The 22,603-nt window shown below is 45.6% G+C and carries 19 protein-coding genes, 3 tRNA genes, 3 rRNA genes, 1 other RNA gene and 1 other annotated feature; of the genes, 19 read left to right on the forward strand and 7 right to left on the reverse strand.

Translation table 11 applies throughout. From position 1 onward, the window contains the following. Positions 1-66 precede the first annotated feature (66 nt). Complete coding sequence (locus CD004_RS22275; protein ID WP_102264761.1) at positions 67-1,017, reverse strand: YaaC family protein; 951 nt, start codon at positions 1,015-1,017, stop codon at positions 67-69. 112 nt (positions 1,018-1,129) lie between these two features. Here CD004_RS22275 and guaB point away from each other — a divergent pair, with 112 nt between their 5' ends. The 6 genes from guaB to CD004_RS22305 all read left to right on the forward strand — a co-directional run bounded on the left by guaB (position 1,130) and on the right by CD004_RS22305 (position 7,587). Beyond that, positions 1,130-2,596, forward strand: a complete 1,467-nt coding sequence (guaB, locus tag CD004_RS22280; RefSeq protein ID WP_102264762.1) for an IMP dehydrogenase — start codon at positions 1,130-1,132, stop codon at positions 2,594-2,596. A 232-nt stretch (positions 2,597-2,828) separates the two neighbouring features. Continuing rightward, the gene (locus CD004_RS22285; protein ID WP_102265209.1) at positions 2,829-4,133 is read left to right on the forward strand and encodes a serine hydrolase; all 1,305 of its coding nucleotides are present in this window, start codon (positions 2,829-2,831) and stop codon (positions 4,131-4,133) included. A 166-nt stretch (positions 4,134-4,299) separates the two neighbouring features. Beyond that, positions 4,300-5,181, forward strand: a complete 882-nt coding sequence (pdxS, locus tag CD004_RS22290; protein WP_102264763.1) for a pyridoxal 5'-phosphate synthase lyase subunit PdxS — start codon at positions 4,300-4,302, stop codon at positions 5,179-5,181. Positions 5,182-5,191: 10 nt separating this feature from the next. Then, positions 5,192-5,782, forward strand: coding sequence for a pyridoxal 5'-phosphate synthase glutaminase subunit PdxT (gene pdxT, locus CD004_RS22295; protein WP_102264764.1), 591 nt, complete (start codon positions 5,192-5,194; stop codon positions 5,780-5,782). 54 nt (positions 5,783-5,836) lie between these two features. Beyond that, positions 5,837-6,053, forward strand: a binding site (T-box leader). A gap of 65 nt (positions 6,054-6,118) precedes the next feature. Further along, positions 6,119-7,399 carry a serine--tRNA ligase gene (gene serS / locus CD004_RS22300; RefSeq protein WP_102264765.1) on the forward strand — a complete coding sequence of 427 codons (1,281 nt, stop codon included), beginning with the start codon at positions 6,119-6,121 and terminating at the stop codon, positions 7,397-7,399. Positions 7,400-7,494: 95 nt separating this feature from the next. Continuing rightward, positions 7,495-7,587, forward strand: a tRNA-Ser gene (locus tag CD004_RS22305). Between the two features lie 94 nt (positions 7,588-7,681). Here the strand turns inward: CD004_RS22305 and CD004_RS23955 are convergent. From CD004_RS23955 to CD004_RS22330, 5 genes are all read right to left on the reverse strand, one after another. Continuing rightward, positions 7,682-8,101 carry a hypothetical protein gene (locus CD004_RS23955; protein WP_158651621.1) on the reverse strand — a complete coding sequence of 140 codons (420 nt, stop codon included), beginning with the start codon at positions 8,099-8,101 and terminating at the stop codon, positions 7,682-7,684. Between the two features lie 126 nt (positions 8,102-8,227). Further along, positions 8,228-8,896, reverse strand: a complete 669-nt coding sequence (locus tag CD004_RS22315; protein ID WP_102264767.1) for a deoxynucleoside kinase — start codon at positions 8,894-8,896, stop codon at positions 8,228-8,230. Then, a complete protein-coding gene (locus CD004_RS22320; RefSeq protein ID WP_102264768.1) occupies positions 8,893-9,534 on the reverse strand; it encodes a deoxynucleoside kinase in 642 nt (213 codons plus the stop codon). Before CD004_RS22320 ends, CD004_RS22315 begins: the two co-directional genes overlap by 4 nt. 201 nt (positions 9,535-9,735) lie before the next feature. Continuing rightward, positions 9,736-11,019 carry a glycoside hydrolase family 18 protein gene (locus CD004_RS22325; RefSeq protein ID WP_102264769.1) on the reverse strand — a complete coding sequence of 428 codons (1,284 nt, stop codon included), beginning with the start codon at positions 11,017-11,019 and terminating at the stop codon, positions 9,736-9,738. Between the two features lie 63 nt (positions 11,020-11,082). Beyond that, positions 11,083-11,622, reverse strand: coding sequence for a cysteine hydrolase family protein (locus CD004_RS22330; protein WP_102264770.1), 540 nt, complete (start codon positions 11,620-11,622; stop codon positions 11,083-11,085). A 93-nt stretch (positions 11,623-11,715) separates the two neighbouring features. Here CD004_RS22330 and tadA point away from each other — a divergent pair, with 93 nt between their 5' ends. From tadA to CD004_RS22395, 13 genes are all read left to right on the forward strand, one after another. Next, the gene (gene tadA / locus CD004_RS22335; RefSeq protein WP_102264771.1) at positions 11,716-12,246 is read left to right on the forward strand and encodes a tRNA adenosine(34) deaminase TadA; all 531 of its coding nucleotides are present in this window, start codon (positions 11,716-11,718) and stop codon (positions 12,244-12,246) included. Between the two features lie 76 nt (positions 12,247-12,322). Then, an RNA gene (gene ffs / locus CD004_RS22340) (signal recognition particle sRNA large type) lies at positions 12,323-12,587 on the forward strand. A gap of 150 nt (positions 12,588-12,737) precedes the next feature. Beyond that, positions 12,738-14,423, forward strand: coding sequence for a DNA polymerase III subunit gamma/tau (gene dnaX / locus CD004_RS22345; protein ID WP_102264772.1), 1,686 nt, complete (start codon positions 12,738-12,740; stop codon positions 14,421-14,423). 17 nt (positions 14,424-14,440) lie between these two features. Further along, entirely contained in the window at positions 14,441-14,767 is a 327-nt protein-coding gene (locus CD004_RS22350; RefSeq protein ID WP_023613345.1) for a YbaB/EbfC family nucleoid-associated protein, read from the forward strand. A gap of 15 nt (positions 14,768-14,782) precedes the next feature. Next, the gene (gene recR / locus CD004_RS22355; RefSeq protein ID WP_041968096.1) at positions 14,783-15,379 is read left to right on the forward strand and encodes a recombination mediator RecR; all 597 of its coding nucleotides are present in this window, start codon (positions 14,783-14,785) and stop codon (positions 15,377-15,379) included. 37 nt (positions 15,380-15,416) lie between these two features. After that, a complete protein-coding gene (locus CD004_RS22360; protein WP_102264773.1) occupies positions 15,417-15,638 on the forward strand; it encodes a YaaL family protein in 222 nt (73 codons plus the stop codon). 79 nt (positions 15,639-15,717) lie between these two features. Further along, entirely contained in the window at positions 15,718-15,981 is a 264-nt protein-coding gene (locus CD004_RS22365) for a pro-sigmaK processing inhibitor BofA family protein (RefSeq protein WP_102264774.1), read from the forward strand. Positions 15,982-16,364: 383 nt separating this feature from the next. Further along, positions 16,365-17,914 (forward strand): 16S ribosomal RNA (locus tag CD004_RS22370). A 107-nt stretch (positions 17,915-18,021) separates the two neighbouring features. Further along, positions 18,022-18,098: transfer RNA gene (locus tag CD004_RS22375), tRNA-Ile, on the forward strand. Between the two features lie 15 nt (positions 18,099-18,113). Beyond that, positions 18,114-18,189: transfer RNA gene (locus tag CD004_RS22380), tRNA-Ala, on the forward strand. A gap of 127 nt (positions 18,190-18,316) precedes the next feature. Then, a 23S ribosomal RNA gene (locus CD004_RS22385) occupies positions 18,317-21,251 on the forward strand. Between the two features lie 75 nt (positions 21,252-21,326). Next, positions 21,327-21,442 (forward strand): 5S ribosomal RNA (gene rrf / locus CD004_RS22390). The 16S, 23S and 5S rRNA genes sit together here with 2 tRNA genes alongside, the layout of an rRNA operon. Positions 21,443-21,946: 504 nt before the next feature. Beyond that, positions 21,947-22,150 (forward strand): sigma factor G inhibitor Gin, encoded by a 204-nt coding sequence (locus tag CD004_RS22395; protein WP_102264775.1) that lies wholly within the window; start codon positions 21,947-21,949, stop codon positions 22,148-22,150. Between the two features lie 183 nt (positions 22,151-22,333). Here CD004_RS22395 and CD004_RS22400 read toward each other — a convergent pair whose 3' ends face one another. Beyond that, a complete protein-coding gene (locus CD004_RS22400) occupies positions 22,334-22,546 on the reverse strand; it encodes a hypothetical protein (protein ID WP_102264776.1) in 213 nt (70 codons plus the stop codon). Positions 22,547-22,603: the final 57 nt, after the last annotated feature.

Below are 22,603 nucleotides of genomic sequence, written 5' to 3' on the forward strand. Positions count from 1 at the left end.
TACCAGCTTATCTAAACATATCTATCATCGCAGCAATGGCTTGAGATACTCCAACCCTTGATGCTATTACTTATTCACCAGATACTGGTAAATTAAGTAAGGTCCTTTTTTCAATGTTGATTGTAAAAAGGACTGAATTAATGGATAGTCTTCATTGGGCATCATCTTGATTAGCTCACTCCACCATTCTGTTTCATAGCGCGCAATCATCCCAAGATTATATAACAGTAGGTAGTGCAGCAGCAGCTCTGGAAAAAGAAATAAATCACCTTTATTTAAGGGGAATACATAATGCTGCTCTTCAAGATTATATTTTAATGGGAGCGGTTCTGAGGCTTCGCTTAAGTTTCCTTCAAACCTGATATGGCTAGGATCCTCAACAAAAGAAACAGGGATAGAGGATTTTGTTTGAAAGAATTCCTTAAATCGGTTCTCAGTCATATGGAAATGGTCGATTATTGATTTAGGCAGCGAAAAACCTGTCCCGGCAGCTGTGATAACTTCGAAAATTTGCTTTCCTCTTAGATCAGAATAGATGCCGGCTAATTCTGGGATCAGCTCTAATACATCACCCATTGTTGCTTTTTCCCCTTCCAATTGTTTCATGTGGAACATCTTTTCTGCCATAAGTGAGAATAGTCCATTCTTCTGGAACTTTACTTCATCATCCGTAAAGCTGTATTGTTGTTTTTTTCGTTTCCTTGTTGAAACTCCATGAGCTAATACAGAAGTAGTTTCAGGGTAATCAGGTTCAACTGTCAGGATACATGCTTTTATTAAATGGACAAGTCCGTAAAAGAGCAGGATTGGCTGGATGGCCAGCGGAGACTTTTCTGCCTGTTCATAGTAAATCTTCCCATGTTCGAGATAATACATAAAGGGATAACAGTTTTCGAAGCTTTTCATGTCAGGCTGGTCGATGTTAATTTTACGGTAGCATTTTTTCAGATAGGCTTGTGAATACTCTGCTGAAAAAAAGAGAGTGTAACTATTCCATTCCTTATAAGACGTAGACACATGAAAAACCTCCAAGTTATTTGAAAAATCAAACAAATAATAACCTTCTTGACAGTATTTTAACCAATTGATAACCTACAAATAATATTTTCTTAAAGGGGGTCATTTTACTATGTGGGAAAGTAAATTTGCAAAAGAAGGATTAACGTTTGATGATGTGCTGTTAGTGCCTGCCAAATCCGAGGTATTACCAAAGGACGTGAGCCTGAAGGTAAATCTGACGGAGACTTTGAGATTGAATATGCCAATCATCAGTGCCGGCATGGATACTGTAACAGAATCTGAACTGGCTATTTCAATTGCCAGGCAGGGCGGACTTGGTATCATACATAAAAACATGTCCATAGAGCAGCAGGCTGACCAGGTCGATAAAGTAAAACGTTCTGAAAGTGGAGTCATTACCGATCCGTTCTTTTTAACTCCTGAGCATCAAGTGTTTGATGCTGAACATTTGATGGGGAAATACCGCATTTCTGGTGTCCCAATCGTCAATAACGAGGAAGAGCAAAAGCTCGTAGGAATCATTACGAACCGTGATATGCGTTTTATCCAGGATTATTCCATTAAAATCGAAGAAGTCATGACGAAAACGGATTTGGTGACCGCTTCTGTGGGAACTACCCTTGAAGAAGCAGAGAAGATCCTTCAGCGCCATAAGATTGAAAAACTCCCACTAGTAAATGACGAAGGCGTACTGAAAGGGCTCATTACCATCAAGGATATTGAAAAAGTGATCGAGTTCCCGAACTCTTCGAAAGATGCGCAAGGCCGCTTGCTGTGCGGTGCTGCAGTGGGTGTAACAGCTGATACGATGAAACGTGTCGAGATGCTTGTGAAGTCCCATGTAGACGTCATTGTTGTCGATACAGCGCATGGCCACTCAAAGGGTGTCATTGAAACTGTTAAGCAAATCCGGGAAAGCTATCCGGAACTGAATATTATTGCCGGTAATGTTGCGACTGCAGAAGCAACAAGAGACTTGATAGAGGCAGGGGCGGATATTGTCAAGGTCGGCATTGGGCCTGGATCTATCTGTACAACGAGGGTTGTAGCAGGTGTCGGCGTTCCGCAAATTACCGCTGTATATGATTGTGCGACAGAAGCACGCAAGCATGGCAAATCAATCATTGCAGATGGCGGTATTAAATATTCAGGAGACATCGTCAAAGCTCTTGCTGCTGGTGGGCATGCCGTCATGCTCGGAAGTTTGCTTGCAGGTGTAAGTGAAAGTCCAGGGGAAACAGAAATCTACCAGGGAAGACGCTTTAAAGTTTATCGTGGAATGGGCTCAGTTGGGGCAATGGAAAAAGGCTCTAAAGACCGTTATTTCCAGGAAGATAATAAGAAGTTCGTTCCGGAAGGCATTGAAGGAAGAATCCCTTATAAAGGGCCTCTTACAGATACAATCTATCAGCTTGTCGGCGGGATTCGCTCAGGTATGGGATATTGCGGCACTGCCAATCTTGAAGAATTAAGGGAGAACGCCCAATTCATCAAAATGACTGGAGCAGGACTAAGAGAGAGTCATCCGCATGATGTCCAGATCACGAAGGAAGCACCAAATTACTCCATGAGCTAAATTTATATTTGGAAAACAGGCAGGGACTACGACTTTTTTCCTGTATATCAGCTGTTTTTTCCTTATTTTTCAATAGACAGAGTGACTATTCTCTGTCTATTTTTTTCGTTTTTTTTATGGTAAACTAAACGGGTGTGATTTTTTTGTGGTCAAAAAATATGAAAGTTTCATAGATATTTTATAAAATTTTGGAGGGAAAGTCGTCTTGAATCGTAAACAGAAACAGCTTTCAATGTTCTTTGCAGCATTCATTTTAACGATTACAACTATGTTTTCTGGATTTTCAATGGAAGCAGAAGCAGCTGAGGGACAATTAGGGATCGATGCTGAAGCGGCAATGCTAATTGACGCGGATACAGGAAGAGTCTTATATGAGAAAAATTCCGATGTGGTCCTTGGCGTTGCATCAATGGCTAAAATGATGACTGAATATATGGTCCTTGAAGCGGTCAAAGAAGGAAAGCTTAAGTGGGGCCAGAAGGTAAAAATCAATGAGTATGTCCACAAGCTATCCGCTGCACCTGGCCTATCCAATGTAGGACTGACTCAAGGTGAAGATTATACAGTAAAAGAGTTATATGAAGCGATGGCCATCCATTCTGGGAATGCAGCGACCGTCGCACTTGCTGAGGTTCTTTCAGGAACTGAGAAGAACCATGTTGAGAAGATGAACAAGAAAGCTGCTGAGCTTGGTTTGAAGGATTATAAATTCGTCAACTCATCAGGTTTGAATAACTCTGATTTGCTGGGCAATCATCCTGCTGGAAACCCGGATGAGGAAAACGTTATGTCTGCGCGTTCACTGGCGAAACTGGCTTACCGTCTGTTGAACGATTACCCAGAGGTTCTGGATACAGCAAAAATGCCATCTTTGAAATTCCGTGACGGACGTGAATATAAAAACTTTAACTGGATGCTTCCAGGCCTTATCTACCAGTATGATGGTGTAGACGGGCTGAAAACTGGTTCGACTGATTTTGCAGGATATGGTTTTACTGCTACTGCAATGAGAAATGACCAAAGATTCATTTCTGTTATCATGAAGGCGGACTCTAAGGACAGCCGTTTTGCTGAAACGCGTAAAGTCCTTGATTTTGCTTTCAGTAATTTTACAGAAGAAGAGCTTGTAAAAGAGAACCATCAGATTAAAGGCAAAAAAAACCTTCCGGTAACGAAAGGGAAGGAAGACAGCGTAAAGATTCAGTCTAAAGATGCCATTACAATGACCATCAGAAATGGTGAAAAGGATGAATATGAACCGATTCTCGTACTGGATAAAAAGAAGCTTAATGAAAATGGCGAACTGACTGCACCAATTAAAAAAGGCGAACAGGTTGGCTATATGACTGTAAAGTCCAAAAAGGAAGAGAGCATCAGCTTTTTATCTGAAGAGGGACAAAAGCAAATCCAGGTTCCAGTTGTCGCAGCTGAAAGTGTCGAAAAAGCGAACTGGTTCGTGCTAATGATGCGCGGTATCGGCGGTTTCTTTGGAGATCTATTTGGCGGAGTGGCTGACACGGTTAAGGGTTGGTTTTAATTAAGTTGTAATATAAAGAATGTTTGGTTTCCTGTCTTGACAGGAAACCTTTTTTATTGTTTATTTTCAGTAGGGGTAACTGAATTCCGACTAAACAAGTATGGTTTTCCAGTTATTTTCAAGTGCTTACATAGTAATCCTTTTATAGGGACAAGGGGGAAAAAGAATGAAGACAGGTACTGATCGAGTTAAACGCGGTATGGCAGAAATGCAAAAGGGCGGCGTCATCATGGACGTTGTGAATGCTGAACAGGCGAAGATCGCAGAAGAGGCCGGCGCAGTTGCCGTAATGGCCCTGGAACGTGTTCCATCGGATATCCGCGCGGCAGGCGGCGTAGCAAGAATGGCTGACCCACGTATCACTGAAGAGGTAATGGGTGCTGTCACAATTCCCGTTATGGCAAAAGCACGAATTGGTCACATCGTAGAAGCACGCGTGCTTGAAGCGATGGGTGTTGACTATATCGATGAGAGTGAAGTTCTGACTCCGGCAGATGAAGAATTCCACTTAAATAAAAGAGATTATACAGTTCCATTCGTATGCGGTTGCCGTGATCTTGGCGAAGCAGCGAGAAGGATCGGCGAAGGGGCTTCCATGCTTCGTACCAAGGGAGAGCCAGGCACAGGCAATATCGTTGAGGCGGTACGTCATATCCGCAAGGTGAACGCTCAGGTGCGAAAGGTTGTCGCCATGGACATGGATGAGCTTATGACCGAAGCAAAGCTTCTAGGAGCTCCGTACGAGCTTCTGCTTGAAATCAAGCAGCTTGGACGCCTTCCGGTTGTGAACTTTGCTGCCGGCGGCGTTGCAACTCCAGCAGATGCGGCATTGATGATGCAGCTAGGTGCTGATGGAGTATTCGTAGGCTCTGGCATCTTCAAATCGGATAATCCTGCGAAGTTTGCAAAAGCAATTGTCGAAGCGACTACTCATTATCAGGATTATGAACTGATTGCGAACGTTTCGAAAGGTCTTGGCATCCCGATGAAGGGTATGGAAATCTCATCATTGGCACCTGAAGCCCGCATGCAGGACCGCGGCTGGTAAGGGGATAGCTATGGTGAAAATAGGAGTACTTGGCCTTCAAGGTGCTGTGCGAGAGCATATATGGGCAATCGAAGCATCTGGAGCTGAAGGCACTGTCATTAAGCGTCCAGAAGAGCTATCAGAAGTCGATGGCCTGATCATTCCCGGCGGAGAAAGCACTACAATCCGCCGTCTTATTGATAAGTATGGCTTCATGGAAGAGTTAAAGAAGTTTGCTGCAGATGGTAAGCCGATGTTCGGAACCTGTGCCGGATTGATTCTGCTTGCGAATGATCTCGTTGGCTACGATGCGCCGCATATCGGTGTCATGGATGTGAAAGTGGAGCGCAACTCTTTTGGCCGCCAGCGAGAAAGCTTTGAAGCTGACATTGCAATTGCCGGAGTGGCAGAGGATTTTTCTGCCGTCTTTATCCGTGCCCCGCATATTGTGGAAGCTGGCGAGAATGTCGAAGTGCTGGCCAAGCATAATGACAGGATTGTTGCTGCTCGTGACGGACAGTTCTTAGGCTGTTCCTTCCATCCTGAATTGACCGATGATTATCGACTCATGAACTTTTTTGTAAAAATGGTCGAGGAGACAAAGAGTAAAAATTTTGCATAAACCGCTTGCATGCTGAACATAATTGTAGTAAATTATGAATTAAAATTTGATAGTAAAAAAGCTATGAGAGGGATTAGTAGCTTGTGTCCATTCCAAAGAGAGCCGGTGGTTGGTGCGAACCGGTGTCTGGAGCAAATGAATCCGCCCTCGAGCAGAGTATGGAACGCCTGATTGGCAAGTAAATACTTTCGGTAAAAACCGTTATTTTATGAGTGGAAAGCATTTTTGCTTTCAACTAGGGTGGCAACGCGGGTTAACTCTCGTCCCTTTTTGGGGACGGGAGTTTTTTATTTTATCAAAGGCTTTTTTATTTCAGGTAAAAGGGAGGAAATCTCAGTGTTAGACGTAAAGTATTTAAGAGCGAATTTTGAAGAAGTAAAACAAAAGCTTCAGCACCGTGGGGAAGACATGACCGACTTTGGCAAGTTTGAGGATCTGGATGTGAGGCGCAGGGAATTAATTCTTGATGCTGAACAGCTGAAGAGCAGAAGAAATGAAGTGTCCCAGCAGGTTGCGCAATTGAAGCGTGAAAAGCAGGACGCTGACCACTTGATTGCTGAAATGCGTGAAGTTGGGGATAAGATCAAGGTTTTGGATGACCAGTTGCGAGAGGTTGAGGAAGAATTGGAAGCCTTGATGCTCAGCATCCCGAATATCCCTCATGAGAGTGTACCTGTTGGAGAAACTGAAGATGATAATGTAGAGGTTCGCACATGGGGAGAAATCCGCGATTTTGAATTCGAAGCGAAGCCGCACTGGGATATCGCCGATCATTTGAAAATCCTTGATTTTGAACGTGCTGGAAAAGTAACCGGCAGCCGTTTTGTATTTTACAAGGGATTGGGAGCACGCCTTGAGCGCGCCTTGATGAGCTTCATGCTTGATCTTCATGTCGACGAGCATGGCTACACAGAAGTTCTTCCACCATACATGGTTAACCGTGCAAGTATGACTGGAACAGGCCAGCTTCCTAAGTTTGAAGAAGATGCATTCCGAATCGAGAGCGAAGATTATTTCTTGATTCCGACAGCAGAAGTTCCTGTTACAAATATGCACCGCGATGAAATCCTGAGCGGAGAGGAATTGCCAATCAACTATGCAGCCTATAGTGCATGCTTCCGTTCAGAGGCAGGATCTGCAGGAAGAGATACTCGCGGTTTGATCCGTCAGCATCAGTTCAACAAAGTAGAGCTTGTTAAGTTCGTAAAACCGGAAGACTCTTATGAAGAGCTGGAGAAGCTGACTGGACATGCTGAAAAAGTGCTTCAGCTATTAGGCCTTCCTTACCGCGTGCTGAGCATGTGCTCTGCAGACCTTGGATTTACAGCTGCTAAGAAATACGATATTGAAGTTTGGATTCCAAGCTATGGCACTTACCGGGAAATCTCTTCTTGCAGTAACTTTGAAGGCTTCCAGGCTAGACGTGCGAATATCCGTTTCCGCCGTGAAGCTAAGGCTAAACCAGAGCATGTGCACACACTGAACGGATCTGGTCTTGCAATTGGCCGTACAGTAGCCGCAATCCTGGAAAATTATCAGCAGGCTGATGGAAGTGTCGTCATTCCAGAGGCATTGCGTCCATATATGGGCAACCGGGAAGTTATTGCTCCTAAATAATTTAACATTTGGGCAGGATTCATTCCTGCCCTTATAAAAAATTCAAAAGAAGTGTTGACTCGTTTTCGAATACGTGATATTATATTTCTTGTCTCGGAGGTATACCCAAGTCTGGCTGAAGGGATCGGTCTTGAAAACCGACAGGCGGGTAACACCGCGCGGGGGTTCGAATCCCTCTACCTCCTCCATAATTTTAATATTAAAGCATTAACGCATAAAAACAATTTGGAGATTGTGTAAAGAAACCCGTTATGGACGTAGCGGGTTTTTTTATATTTTCTTTTAAGAAGGGTAAAAGTATATTTCTATATGCCCATTAAGAATTTTATCGCTCAATTCGGTCTTATAGAAAAGTTCTATGTGCCCATTTGGGAGCTTTCCACATGATTTGGTCATATAGAAGAGTTCTATGTGCCCTTTTGAGAGTTTTTCACATGAATTGGTCATATAGAAGAGTTCTATGTGCCCTTTTGAGAGTTTTCCGCATGAATTGGTCATATAGAAGAGTTCTATGTGCCCTTTTGGGAGTTTTCCACTTGATTTGGTCATATAGAAGAGTTCTATGTGACCATTTGGGAGTTTTCCACTTGATTTGGTCATATAGAAGAGTTCTATGTGCCCATTTGGGAGTTTTCCACATGATTTGGTCATATAGAAGAGTTCTATGTGCCCTTTTGAGAGTTTTCCGCATGAATTGGTCATATAGATGAGTTCTATGTACCCTTATGAGAACTTTTCGCTCACTTTGGGTTTATAAAATCCTCCGACATAACGATAGTGGTCAAGCTGCAGTATATATAGATAACAAAAAACCGCCAAATGGCGGTTTTATTTTTTCAATAATTGAGTTTGTCTAATATGTGTAGCGATTTTCTCCACAATCGGTTCAATTGATTCCGGGTTATTGAACAAGTCGTAATCATTGATGTTCAAACGCAGGACAGGGCATGCGTTGAAGTTATTGATCCAATTTTCATAACGTGCATGCATTTCTTCCCAATACGTAATCGGTGTTTGCTGTTCCATCGGACGTCCTCTTAGCTTGATGCGTTCAAGAATATCGTCAATTGAACCCTCAAGGTAGATCAGCAAATCTGGATGCGGGAAGTATGGGGTCATGACCATTGCTTCAAAAAGGCTTTTGTATGTTTCGTAATCCACAGGTGACATTGTGCCTTTTTCATAATGCATTTTAGCGAAGATGCCTGTATCTTCATAAATCGAACGATCCTGGATAAAGCCGCCGCCGTATTCGAAGATCCTTTTTTGCTCCTTGAAGCGCTCTGCAAGGAAGTAGATTTGCAGGTGGAAGCTCCAGCGTTCGAAATCAGCATAGAACTTATCGAGGTATGGGTTTGTATCTACTTTTTCAAAGGATGTACGGAACCGAAGGGCATCCGCCAGCGCATTTGTCATCGTCGATTTACCGACTCCCACAGTACCAGCAATCGTGATGACCGCATTTGCTGGGATGTCATATTTTGTTCTTAGATTCATGGTTGTACGCTCCTTTTTCTTAATGATGCGGTTAGCTGGTCAATGATCAGCTGAAGATCTTCTTCATTTTTAACGAAATCCAGGTCATCGCCGCTGAAACGGAGGACTGGGATCTCAGGGTGGTCTTGCTCGAATTGCAGCATTGCTTGTTCGTAATCAAGAGATAATTGCTCTAAATATAAAGGGCTGATGTTTTTTTCGACTTCGCGGCCACGCATCTTGATGCGTTTCAGCAATGTATCGAGACTTGCATTCAAATAAATGATGACATTCGGCTTAGGCATATCTTTTGTCAGGATTTGATAAATATCTAGGTATTTTTTATACTCCTGATCGTTTAAGGTACGCTGTGCGAAGATGAGGTTTTTCATGATATGGTAATCAGCAACGACAGGCTTGTTTTTGCTGAGGTAATGTTCATTAATATCTCCAAGCTGCTTATATCGATTGCAGAGGAAAAACATTTCTGTCTGGAAACTCCATTCTTCTATGTTATCGTAGAACTTCCCCAAAAATGGATTCTCATCGACAATTTCCTTTAAAAGTGCAAATTGAAACCGTTCGGATATGGCGCGGGCCAGTGATGTTTTCCCGATCCCAATCGGTCCCTCAACCGTTATAAAAGGTGTTCCTTCCACAACATGTCCTCCCTCTCTGTTGTATCTATCTCTTTTTTACATTTCTGTCAGTTAAATCACGCAAAGTCCATTTTATCACACCAAAGTATGATATGGGTATGGAATATTAAGAGGCAATTTTAGCAAAAAAGAAGACAGCCGCATAAATACTGCGCCTGTCATTTATTATCGGAATGTGTAAAATTATTTTAACAGAAAATTTTATCTTTTTACGACATTAAAATTATCCTGGATGAGCAGCCAGTTCTGCGGGAAGGAAAGTCCGAGCTTCCAGTAGCTCATTCCTCTCAGGTTCAATTCCTTTATCAAATCGAATTTTGCCTGGATGGACCTTGCGTCCTCGAACCAGACTTCATGCTGCTTTCCATCTGGCGCTGTATATCGGAAAGTCGGCGCCTGCGCCCTGGTGTCGTATTGGATTGGTACATTATTGTCAGCTGCGATCTGGATTGCCTGTTGAGGACTGACCGCCTTGGCGATTGTCCCCTGAACAAATGGAAGAGTCCAATCATAACCATAAAGATTCTGGCCCATCATGACTTTTTGTGATGGCATTTCACTGATGGCATACTCCAAAACCTCACGAACAGGACCAATTGGCGATACTGCCTGTGCAGGTCCGCCGCTATAGCCCCATTCATATGTCATGATGACGACAAAATCGACAATCTCTCCATGTGATTTGTAGTCATGTGCAGTATACCAGGGCCCCGTTTGAGCTGCACTTGTTTTTGGGGCGAGGGCGGTGGAAATAAACCAGCCCTCCTGTTTAAAACGATCCCGTGCTTTTCTCAGGAAGGCATTATAGGCTTCACGGTCTTCTGGACGAAGGAATTCAAAATCAAAATGGATATCGCGGAATCCGTATTTTTTAGCGGTGGCAACGATATTGTTCAGGAATTTGTCCTGGACAGCCATGTCATTCAAGATGATACGTCCGAGTTCATCGCTGAACTGGTCGTTTTCCTGATTGGTGATGACCATCATCAAAATATTATTGTTTGCCTCTGCAATGGCCGGGAAATTGTTCAACAGCGGTTCCTTCAACGAACCGTCCCGCAAAGCCTGGAAGCTGAACGGCGCAAGGTATGTTAAATATGGGGCAGCCTCCCGTGCTGCTGTTTCCAGTGCAGGCGCAACTGTGTTCCCACGAGGTTCTACGTAAGCATTGAATTCCGCGTTTGTTTTTGGACGCTGCGGAATATAAAGGCGAAAACCAACTGAAAGAGGCTGGTTGACTGAGATGCCGTTGATCCTTGCGAGTTCCTGTGGAGTGATACCAAACCTTCTTGAAATCGCCCATAGGCTGTCACCTGGCTGGACAAAGTAAAAACTGCCGACAATCGGGATGACCATAGCCTGGCCTACAACTAGATTATTCGGGTTGGGCAGTTCGTTCGCCTCGGTTATATCAGTAACAGAAGACCCATATAATTGAGCGATCTGTGTCAATGTCTGTCCTTGCTGTACCACATGAATTTGCATCTTCTTCCCTCCCTGGCATTTTTAGCGCTACAACCATTGTATGAAGGAAGAAAAAACAGTATGTTATAAATCAAGCTCCCTGGATGGTCTTGTTTTTGCAGACAGGACATTTTTCATCATTGTCAGCGCGTATTGATTATCTTCGTCATCATTGGAGGCAATGAAGTCCTCAGGGATGATCAGGTTGTATTCTCGCATATACGCATCATTTGCGGTGAAAAGAACACAAATATTCCCTGCGATTCCGGATAGAATCAAAGTATCCACTTTCAACTGCTGGAGCAGGGTATGAAGAGCCGTACCGTAAAAAGCAGAATGCTTTGGTTTGATTAGAAAATAATCCTGGTTCTTTTCAGGAGCGATTTTTTTGATGATTTCACTGCTCGTTTCATTTGAGCAATGATCCATGATTTTTTCAAAATCGGCCTGCCATAGATTATAATGGTCATTAATATAAATGACGGGCATCTCCCTTTCATTAAAGGACTTTTTTAATGTTAAAATAGGATCAATGATTTCTTTTGTGTTTTTTGCTAGCTCTTCACCTGCATCAAAATTAAAATCATTGATCATATCAATGATCAATAGAGCAGTCTTTGGCATGAATAATCCTCTCCCTTTCCTATATATTTTTTACCGGTGGGGGATTATTAAACCAATTGGAAATAACTATTATTATTTTTAGCGGAGGGAAAGATGGAATCTCAACTTACCCAGGATGAACGATTTATGCTTGAGGCGATTGAAGAGGCGAAAAAAGCTGGGCAGATGGATGAGGTGCCGATTGGTGCTGTCATTGTGCTGGATGGTGAGATTATTGCACGCGCCCATAATCTCCGCGAAACAAAGCAAAGCTCCATAGCCCATGCAGAAGTTTTGGCGATCGATAAGGCGTGCCAGAAGCTAGGCACATGGCGACTGGAGGATGCTGTATTATATGTGACCCTCGAACCCTGTCCGATGTGTGCAGGCGCAATCATGCTGTCCCGGGTCGAAAAAGTGGTCTACGGAGCAAAGGATCCGAAGGGCGGTTGTGCAGGGACCTTCATGAATATACTCCAGGATGAGCGCTTCAATCATCAAAGTGAAGTGGTGACAGGCGTGCTGGAAGCAGAATGCGGAGCACTGCTATCCGACTTTTTCAGGAATCTGCGGGAGAAAAAGAAGCTGAAAAAGAAGCAGGCAAAAGAGGAACTGGAACAACATACAGGAATTGACAGGGGATAAGCATTGCTTTTTGGTTCGTGAGTTAGTATACTATGTATGTGTCCTTGAGACACACCTAAATAAGGTTTCAATTTTGCCGTGCTAGTCGGGGAGGTAGCGGTGCCCTGTACCCGCAATCCGCTCTAGCGGGGATGAATCCCTTCCTGAGGCTGTTTTACTGTAGGGTCTGCCTTAAGTAAGTGGTGTTGACGCCCGGGTCCTGCGCAATGGGAATCCATGAACCATGTCAGGTCCGGAAGGAAGCAGCATTAAGTGGACGCTCCCATGTGCCGCAGGGTTGCCTGGGCCGAGCCAACTGCTTAAGTAACGCTTATGGTATTCAGTCGACGGAAGGTGCGCGGCAGTTAAATATGATACATTCAACTCATCTCTTTAACGGAGATGAGTTTTTTGTCGTTTTAAAAAGCTTAAAAACTTCCTTTGGTAAAAGTGAAATTGAAAGTTATTTACGTTATAATAGATAAGATAATAAAAGGAAGGGAGCGGTGTCATTGGCCTACCAAGCTTTATATCGTGTCTGGCGTCCACAACAGTTCATTGATGTGGTCGGGCAGGAACATGTCACAACGACACTGCAAAACGCTCTGCTTCAACAAAAAATATCACATGCCTATCTTTTCTCCGGACCCAGGGGGACTGGGAAAACGAGTGCTGCGAAGATTTTGGCGAAAGCGGTAAACTGCGAAAAAGCTCCAACGGCCGAGCCTTGCAATGAATGCGATGCTTGCCGTGGAATCACTGATGGGTCAATACCTGATGTCATTGAAATCGATGCTGCTTCAAATAACGGCGTCGAGGAAATCAGGGATATCCGTGATAAGGTAAAATATGCGCCAAGCGTCGTGAAGTATAAAGTATATATCATTGACGAAGTGCATATGCTTTCCATCGGAGCGTTCAACGCCTTGCTGAAAACCCTTGAAGAGCCTCCAAAGCATGTTATCTTTATCCTCGCTACGACTGAGCCCCATAAGATTCCACTCACAATCATTTCAAGATGCCAGCGATTTGATTTTAAGAGGATCACAGCTCAGGCAATCGTTGGCAGGATGAAGCAAATTGTTGAGGAATCTGGAGTGGGTTGCGATGACAAAGCCCTGCAGATCATTTCCAGGGCTGCAGAAGGCGGAATGCGTGATGCCTTAAGTCTGCTTGATCAGGCGATTTCATTCAGCCAGGATACAGTGACAATTGAAGATGCACTCACGGTAACAGGTACCGTATCGCAGAATTTCCTGAACCAGCTGGCCAGGGCGATTCAGGAACGAAATGCTGCAGCTGGGCTGGAAGCTTTGGAAGAACTGCTTTTACAAGGGAAGGATCCAGCAAGATTCATAGAGGATCTGATATTCTTCTACCGTGATATGCTTCTGTACAAGGCAGCCCCTGCGCTCGAGGAATCTATGGAGCGAGTAATGCTGGACGAGGATTTCCAGGAGCTTGCCAATCAGGTCGAGCCAGCTCAGATCTATGAATTAATAGAGGTCTTGAATAAGGCACAGCAAGAAATGCGTTGGACAAACCATCCCCGTATCTTCCTTGAAGTAGCGATCGTCAAGCTATGCCAGCTGGAAAATCAAAATCCGTCCAGTAATGTTCAGGTTGAACCGTTGCTGAGAAGGATCGAGCAGCTCGAGGAAAAATTGGAACAGTTCCAGCAAAACCCTGGGATGGCGGCAAGTGAACCGGCTGCCGCTGCTAAAAAAGCGCCACGTCCAAATCGTAAAGGCTTCCAGGCGCCGGCAGGAAAGATAAATGAGGTCCTGAAAAGTGCTACCAAGACAAATCTCCATACAATCAAGGGACGTTGGGGAGACTTGCTCGAAATGCTTGCCGCGAACCAAATGCGTTCACAGGCTGCATTATTGAATGAAGCGGAACCAGTGGCTGCATCTGATGAGGCAGTCGTGATAAAATTCAAATATGAGATTCACTGTCAGATGGCAATGGAAAATACCAGATTCACTGAAACTGTCAGCGGTGCGATGAATGATTACACCGGTAAAAGGATGCAGGTAATTGGTGTGCCGGAAGATCAGTGGCTTAAAATAAGGGAAAACTTTATCAGCCAGAGAGGCGATGGAGCAACGGAAGGCGAAGCTAATGCAGCCGAAGACCCGCTGATTGCTGAAGCTAAAAAATTATTTGGCGATGAATTAATACAAATACAAGACTAGTATTGGAGGACGTTAATATGATGCGTGGAATGGGTAATATGCAAAACATGATGAAGCAAATGCAGAAAATGCAAAAGAAAATGGAAGAAGCTCAGGTCCAATTAGGAGAAGAGAAAATTGAAGGTACAGCTGGCGGCGGCATGGTAACAGTCATCGTGACAGGTCATAAGGAAATTGTTGACGTCCAGATCAAACCGGAAGTTGTGGATCCTGATGATGTCGAAATGCTGCAGGACCTAGTGCTTGCTGCAACGAACGATGCATTGAAAAAAGCAGAAGAACTTTCAAGTAAAACAATGGGACAATTCACAAAAGGGATGAACCTTCCTGGGGGAATGTTCTAGGAGGAATATAACAGAATGCATTATCCTGAACCAATATCAAAGCTGATTGACAGCTTTATGAAATTGCCAGGTATCGGCCCGAAAACGGCCGCTCGTCTGGCTTTTTTCGTATTAAGCATGAAGGAAGAAACTGTTTTGGATTTCGCTAAGGCATTGGTCAACGCTAAGCGCAACCTGACTTATTGCTCTGTCTGCGGCCATATAACTGACCAGGATCCTTGCTATATATGTGAGGACCAGCGCCGCGATCGCAGTGTGGTCTGCGTTGTACAGGATCCAAAGGATGTTATTGCGATGGAAAAGATGAAGGAATTCAATGGTCTCTATCATGTACTCCATGGTGCAATCTCACCAATGGATGGAATAGGACCAGAAGATATCAATATTCCCGACCTATTAAAGAGGCTTCAGGATGAAACAGTCCAGGAAGTTATACTAGCAACAAACCCGAACATTGAAGGGGAAGCAACTGCTATGTATATCTCAAGGTTGCTGAAGCCATCAGGGATCAAGATTACAAGGATCGCGCACGGACTGCCGGTCGGCGGAGATCTTGAATATGCGGATGAAGTCACGCTTTCTAAAGCACTAGAAGGGCGCAGGGAAGTTTAACTCCATATATAAGAAGAAACTCTACTGGAGGAGAGTCATGTTATTTCGTAAAAAGAAATGGCTTAGAAAAGAATTCGACCATAAACTATTGGAACAGCTGGACAGCATGAAGAGGAACTGGAACAATCAAAAGCTACTGGTTGAAAGAAGCTTCGATCCATCCGAAGAGTTTATCACTGAAGCGAAAATTGCCGAGGCCAAGTACTTCTTTCTTTTTAAAGAAGCAAAGCACAGGAAAATCACCATCAAGACGAAGTGAGTTTTTTCCATACGATAAGGTCTTATTTTGATAACTTGTACATAAAAATGTACAAGACATTGAAGTAAGGGGGAAGAGTATGGATCCTATAGTTGTCATATCGGTCCTTGGTGGATTGATCTTTTTGCTGCTCATTATAGGTGCACCGACAAAACCGCTCCGTTTTATTGGCCAGAATGCAGTGAAGATCTTAATTGGAGCCATCTTTTTATTTTTTCTTAACGCTTTCGGAACTAGTTTCGGCATTTATGTGCCGATCAATATTGCGACCGCAGCAGTCTCAGGTCTATTAGGAATACCTGGTGTGTTTGCGTTGGTAGCTATTCAGACTTGGATTATATAAAGAAGGAACGCCGCTTTTGAAGCGGCGTTTTATTTTTCAGGATAAGAGTAAAAAATTCACTTCGAGAATTGTCCAGCTCCAGAGCATGTCGGGACTGAATAAGGCGCTTAATCTTTTCTATTTTGCGAAAAACTATTGACCAAGTAATCAGAAGTTGTTATTATATTAAACGTTGCTGTTGAGCAGCCGTAAATAACTTTTTAAAAAAGTGTTGACGTAATATCGACAGCATGATATATTATTTAAGTCGCCCACGGGTGACACTTTAAAATTGCTCTTTGAAAACTAAACAAACAAGCGTCAACAAACAATAAATTATCATGACTTCTATTATAGAAGAACATGAGCCAACGTTTTAACTTTATGAGCTAACTCATAACTCTTTCTTGGAGAGTTTGATCCTGGCTCAGGACGAACGCTGGCGGCGTGCCTAATACATGCAAGTCGAGCGGATCTTCATTAGCTTGCTTTTGAAGATCAGCGGCGGACGGGTGAGTAACACGTGGGCAACCTGCCTGTAAGACTGGGATAACTTCGGGAAACCGGAGCTAATACCGGATAATCCTTTCCCTCACATGAGGGAAAGCTGAAAGACGGTTTCGGCTGTCACTTACAGATGGGCCCGCGGCGCATTAGCTAGTTGGTGAGGTAACGGCTCACCAAGGCAACGATGCGTAGCCGACCTGAGAGGGTGATCGGCCACACTGGGACTGAGACACGGCCCAGACTCCTACGGGAGGCAGCAGTAGGGAATCTTCCGCAATGGACGAAAGTCTGACGGAGCAACGCCGCGTGAACGATGAAGGCCTTCGGGTCGTAAAGTTCTGTTGTCAGGGAAGAACAAGTATCGGAGTAACTGCCGGTACCTTGACGGTACCTGACCAGAAAGCCACGGCTAACTACGTGCCAGCAGCCGCGGTAATACGTAGGTGGCAAGCGTTGTCCGGAATTATTGGGCGTAAAGCGCGCGCAGGCGGTTCCTTAAGTCTGATGTGAAAGCCCCCGGCTCAACCGGGGAGGGTCATTGGAAACTGGGGAACTTGAGTGCAGAAGAGGAGAGCGGAATTCCACGTGTAGCGGTGAAATGCGTAGAGATGTGGAGGAACACCAGTGGCGAAGGCGGCTCTCTGGTCTGTAACTGACGCTGAGGCGCGAAAGCGTGGGGAGCGAACAGGATTAGATACCCTGGTAGTCCACGCCGTAAACGATGAGTGCTAAGTGTTAGAGGGTTTCCGCCCTTTAGTGCTGCAGCAAACGCATTAAGCACTCCGCCTGGGGAGTACGGCCGCAAGGCTGAAACTCAAAGGAATTGACGGGGGCCCGCACAAGCGGTGGAGCATGTGGTTTAATTCGAAGCAACGCGAAGAACCTTACCAGGTCTTGACATCCTCTGACAACCCTAGAGATAGGGCGTTCCCCTTCGGGGGACAGAGTGACAGGTGGTGCATGGTTGTCGTCAGCTCGTGTCGTGAGATGTTGGGTTAAGTCCCGCAACGAGCGCAACCCTTGATCTTAGTTGCCAGCATTCAGTTGGGCACTCTAAGGTGACTGCCGGTGACAAACCGGAGGAAGGTGGGGATGACGTCAAATCATCATGCCCCTTATGACCTGGGCTACACACGTGCTACAATGGATGGAACAAAGGGTCGCGAAGCCGCGAGGTCGAGCCAATCCCATAAATCCATTCTCAGTTCGGATTGCAGGCTGCAACTCGCCTGCATGAAGCCGGAATCGCTAGTAATCGCGGATCAGCATGCCGCGGTGAATACGTTCCCGGGCCTTGTACACACCGCCCGTCACACCACGAGAGTTTGTAACACCCGAAGTCGGTGGGGTAACCTTTTGGAGCCAGCCGCCTAAGGTGGGACAGATGATTGGGGTGAAGTCGTAACAAGGTAGCCGTATCGGAAGGTGCGGCTGGATCACCTCCTTTCTAAGGATATTGCCGTAATGGCAATCGGAATGCGAATCTTTCGATTCGTACTGTTGACCGCTTGTTTGTTTAGTTTTGAGGGAGCGATTCCTCTATATATGATATATGGGCCTATAGCTCAGCTGGTTAGAGCGCACGCCTGATAAGCGTGAGGTCGGTGGTTCGAGTCCACTTAGGCCCACCATATATCTTTCATAACGGGGCCTTAGCTCAGCTGGGAGAGCGCCTGCCTTGCACGCAGGAGGTCAGCGGTTCGATCCCGCTAGGCTCCACCATGTCGCTTTTATGGCACATGTTTTTGTTCCTTGAAAACTAGATAATCGTAAGTAAGAAGAACCAAGAAAAAACCGAGTGATCGCCATTTTAGTTTTTCTCTCTATTCAATAGAGAAATGACCTTTTAGGTTAAGTTAGAAAGGGCGCACGGTGGATGCCTTGGCACTAGGAGCCGATGAAGGACGGGACTAACACCGATATGCTTCGGGGAGCTGTAAGTAAGCTTTGATCCGGAGATTTCCGAATGGGGAAACCCACTGTTCGTAATGGAACAGTATCTTTACCTGAATACATAGGGTATTGAAGGCAGACCCGGGGAACTGAAACATCTAAGTACCCGGAGGAAGAGAAAGCAAACGCGATTCCCTGAGTAGCGGCGAGCGAAACGGGACATAGCCCAAACCAAGAGGCTTGCCTCTTGGGGTTGTAGGACACTCAACATGGAGTTACAAAGGAACGGGGTAGATGAAGTGGTCTGGAAAGGCCCGTCAGAGAAGGTAAAAACCCTGTAGTTGAAACTTCGTTCCCTCCTGAGTGGATCCTGAGTACGGCGGGACACGAGAAATCCCGTCGGAAGCTGGGAGGACCATCTCCCAAGGCTAAATACTCCCTAGTGACCGATAGTGAACCAGTACCGTGAGGGAAAGGTGAAAAGCACCCCGGAAGGGGAGTGAAAGAGATCCTGAAACCGTGTGCCTACAAGTAGTCAGAGCCCGTTCATGGGTGATGGCGTGCCTTTTGTAGAATGAACCGGCGAGTTACGATTACATGCAAGGTTAAGTTGAGAAGACGGAGCCGCAGCGAAAGCGAGTCTGAATAGGGCGAATGAGTATGTGGTCGTAGACCCGAAACCAGGTGATCTACCCATGTCCAGGGTGAAGGTTGGGTAACACCAACTGGAGGCCCGAACCCACGCACGTTGAAAAGTGCGGGGATGAGGTGTGGGTAGCGGAGAAATTCCAATCGAACTTGGAGATAGCTGGTTCTCTCCGAAATAGCTTTAGGGCTAGCCTCACGTTGTAAGAGTCTTGGAGGTAGAGCACTGTTTGGACTAGGGGCCCTCATCGGGTTACCGAATTCAGACAAACTCCGAATGCCAAAGACTTATCCGTGGGAGTCAGACTGCGAGTGATAAGATCCGTAGTCAAAAGGGAAACAGCCCAGACCACCAGCTAAGGTCCCAAAGTATACGTTAAGTGGAAAAGGATGTGGAGTTGCTTAGACAACCAGGATGTTGGCTTAGAAGCAGCCACCATTTAAAGAGTGCGTAATAGCTCACTGGTCGAGTGACTCTGCGCCGAAAATGTACCGGGGCTAAACGTATCACCGAAGCTGTGGATTGACATCTTAGATGTCAGTGGTAGGAGAGCGTTCTAAGGGCGTTGAAGTCAGACCGTAAGGACTGGTGGAGCGCTTAGAAGTGAGAATGCCGGTATGAGTAGCGAAAGATGGGTGAGAATCCCATCCACCGAATGCCTAAGGTTTCCTGAGGAAGGCTCGTCCTCTCAGGGTTAGTCGGGACCTAAGCCGAGGCCGAAAGGCGTAGGCGATGGACAACAGGTTGATATTCCTGTACCACCTCTTTATCGTTTGAGCAATGGGGGGACGCAGTAGGATAGGGTAAGCGCGCTGTCGGATATGCGCGTCTAAGCAGTTAGGCTGCAAGTGAGGCAAATCCCGCTTGCGTGAAGGCTGAGCTGTGACAGCGAGGGAAATATAGTACCGAAGTTCCTGATTCCACACTGCCAAGAAAAGCCTCTAGCGAGATAAAAGGTGCCCGTACCGCAAACCGACACAGGTAGGCGAGGAGAGAATCCTAAGGTGAGCGAGAGAACTCTCGTTAAGGAACTCGGCAAAATGACCCCGTAACTTCGGGAGAAGGGGTGCTCATTTGGGTGAATAGCCTAGATGAGCCGCAGTGAATAGGCCCAGGCGACTGTTTAGCAAAAACACAGGTCTCTGCGAAGCCGCAAGGCGAAGTATAGGGGCTGACGCCTGCCCGGTGCTGGAAGGTTAAGAGGAGGGGTTAGCTCACGCGAAGCTCTGAATCGAAGCCCCAGTAAACGGCGGCCGTAACTATAACGGTCCTAAGGTAGCGAAATTCCTTGTCGGGTAAGTTCCGACCCGCACGAAAGGCGTAACGATCTGGGCACTGTCTCAACGAGAGACTCGGTGAAATTATAGTACCTGTGAAGATGCAGGTTACCCGCGACAGGACGGAAAGACCCCGTGGAGCTTTACTGTAGCCTGATATTGAATTTTGGTACAGCTTGTACAGGATAGGTAGGAGCCTGAGAAACCGGAGCGCCAGCTTCGGTGGAGGCGTCGGTGGGATACTACCCTGGCTGTATTGAAATTCTAACCCACGCCCCTGATCGGGGCGGGAGACAGTGTCAGGTGGGCAGTTTGACTGGGGCGGTCGCCTCCTAAAGAGTAACGGAGGCGCCCAAAGGTTCCCTCAGAATGGTTGGAAATCATTCGCAGAGTGTAAAGGCACAAGGGAGCTTGACTGCGAGACCTACAAGTCGAGCAGGGACGAAAGTCGGGCTTAGTGATCCGGTGGTTCCGCATGGAAGGGCCATCGCTCAACGGATAAAAGCTACCCCGGGGATAACAGGCTTATCTCCCCCAAGAGTCCACATCGACGGGGAGGTTTGGCACCTCGATGTCGGCTCATCGCATCCTGGGGCTGTAGTCGGTCCCAAGGGTTGGGCTGTTCGCCCATTAAAGCGGTACGCGAGCTGGGTTCAGAACGTCGTGAGACAGTTCGGTCCCTATCCGTCGTGGGCGCAGGAAATTTGAGAGGAGCTGTCCTTAGTACGAGAGGACCGGGATGGACGCACCGCTGGTGTACCAGTTGTCTTGCCAAAGGCATCGCTGGGTAGCTATGTGCGGACGGGATAAGTGCTGAAAGCATCTAAGCATGAAGCCCCCCTCAAGATGAGATTTCCCATAGCGCAAGCTAGTAAGAACCCTGAAAGATGATCAGGTTGATAGGTCAGAGGTGGAAGCGCGGTGACGTGTGGAGCTGACTGATACTAATCGTTCGAGGACTTAACCAAATAGATTACTCGTTTCTCTTGTTTTCTTCTTACAATTATCTAGTTTTGAGGGTGCAAAAAACCTCAATTAAATAGTCTGGTGGCGATGGCGAGAAGGTCACACCCGTTCCCATACCGAACACGGAAGTTAAGCTTCTCAGCGCCGATGGTAGTTGGGGGTTTCCCCCTGTGAGAGTAGGACGCCGCCGGGCACTCGAAAGAACAGCTGTAATGGCTGTTCTTTTTTTGCTTATCGGAAAAGTAGTGGTTAATTATTTTTCAGGGATCTCGCTGTTCCCTGATTTTATCATGTTGGTCGGAATATCCGAGAATGTGGTCGATATATTCAAAATGTGGTCAATAAAATCAAAAAATCGCCAATAAAACATAAGTATGATATTGTTGAAGCATTCTCAGTCCCCTCTTTTACGTGCAGATCAGTCCATCTGAAGAATATTTTTCATAAAAAATCGTCCTGACCTCCAAAAATCGTCCTCAAGCTTCCATATTGTTATGATTATTAGAGCGGGTCCCACTATTTCCCCTCCAGAACAGCTTAATCAAATAATAAAACCAACCTAAATTGTTATAAGACATACAAGGAAATCGAATGTCAATCATAAAATATAAAACAACTAAACTTTCTAAAATATTATTCGGAAAATTGTATACAAAAAAACGCTCCTGGCAACAATAGGTGTACGGAGGTGGAGAATTTGGGTTCGCTTTTAGCTAAAAATCAAATTGGGGAAACGTGTGTGATTTGCGAACAGACGAAAAGTGCTGGCATACACCTGTATACTTCTTTTATATGCACAGACTGTGAGAGCATCATGATCAAGACAGATACGAGTGATCCTAAATATAAATATTACGTAGAAAAGCTAAGGAAAGTAACGAAGCCTGGCATTTACAGTTAAAAGCTCATTTTGGGCTTTTATTTTTTTTTGTTTTGTAGGAGTTTGTAAATTGATTAGTTGTGAATGACTGCAAGTAGGTTTCTTAATCCAGCTCCAGCGCCTAGCCCCTCGAGTCGCTTGTCCAGCTGCGGCTCCTAACTCCTCGAGACGCTTCGGTCCTGTCTATGAAGTCAAAGAACGACTTCACAGCCAGGCCCTCCAGCGCTTGTCGGAGTTGAGCAGTCGCCTCCGCTTTTCGAATTGTCTAGTTTCGCCTCCTAGAAACTCCGAAACTTCAACTCCGCCGGCAGAAGCAAAAAGCGCTTCTTTGCCGGAGTCTCCAGTTTCTGCGTTTCTGGACAGTCGGCTATACTTTTCGGTTTCAATCCGCCCAATGAACTCAAAGAACGACTTCACCGGTCGGCCCTCCAGCGCTTGTCGGGGCTGAACGAGCCGCTTGCGCTTTTTGTTCCT

This window comes from Mesobacillus jeotgali (assembly GCF_002874535.1).
In the GTDB taxonomy this organism is placed as follows: Bacteria; Bacillota; Bacilli; order Bacillales; family Cytobacillaceae; genus Mesobacillus; species Mesobacillus jeotgali.

Bases quoted from the DNA above. Each gene is read 5' to 3' on its own strand.
- guaB (WP_102264762.1), top strand. From the start codon at position 1,130: ATGTGGGAAAGTAAATTTGCAAAAGAAGGATTAACGTTTGATGATGTG.
- CD004_RS22285 (WP_102265209.1), top strand. From the start codon at position 2,829: ATGTTCTTTGCAGCATTCATTTTAACGATTACAACTATGTTTTCTGGA.
- pdxS (WP_102264763.1), top strand. From the start codon at position 4,300: ATGAAGACAGGTACTGATCGAGTTAAACGCGGTATGGCAGAAATGCAA.
- pdxT (WP_102264764.1), top strand. From the start codon at position 5,192: ATGGTGAAAATAGGAGTACTTGGCCTTCAAGGTGCTGTGCGAGAGCAT.
- CD004_RS23955 (WP_158651621.1), bottom strand. From the start codon at position 8,101: ATGACCAATTCATGCGGAAAACTCTCAAAAGGGCACATAGAACTCTTC.
- CD004_RS22315 (WP_102264767.1), bottom strand. From the start codon at position 8,896: ATGAATCTAAGAACAAAATATGACATCCCAGCAAATGCGGTCATCACG.
- CD004_RS22325 (WP_102264769.1), bottom strand. From the start codon at position 11,019: ATGCAAATTCATGTGGTACAGCAAGGACAGACATTGACACAGATCGCT.
- CD004_RS22330 (WP_102264770.1), bottom strand. From the start codon at position 11,622: ATGCCAAAGACTGCTCTATTGATCATTGATATGATCAATGATTTTAAT.
- tadA (WP_102264771.1), top strand. From the start codon at position 11,716: ATGGAATCTCAACTTACCCAGGATGAACGATTTATGCTTGAGGCGATT.
- CD004_RS22350 (WP_023613345.1), top strand. From the start codon at position 14,441: ATGATGCGTGGAATGGGTAATATGCAAAACATGATGAAGCAAATGCAG.
- recR (WP_041968096.1), top strand. From the start codon at position 14,783: ATGCATTATCCTGAACCAATATCAAAGCTGATTGACAGCTTTATGAAA.
- CD004_RS22360 (WP_102264773.1), top strand. From the start codon at position 15,417: ATGTTATTTCGTAAAAAGAAATGGCTTAGAAAAGAATTCGACCATAAA.
- CD004_RS22365 (WP_102264774.1), top strand. From the start codon at position 15,718: ATGGATCCTATAGTTGTCATATCGGTCCTTGGTGGATTGATCTTTTTG.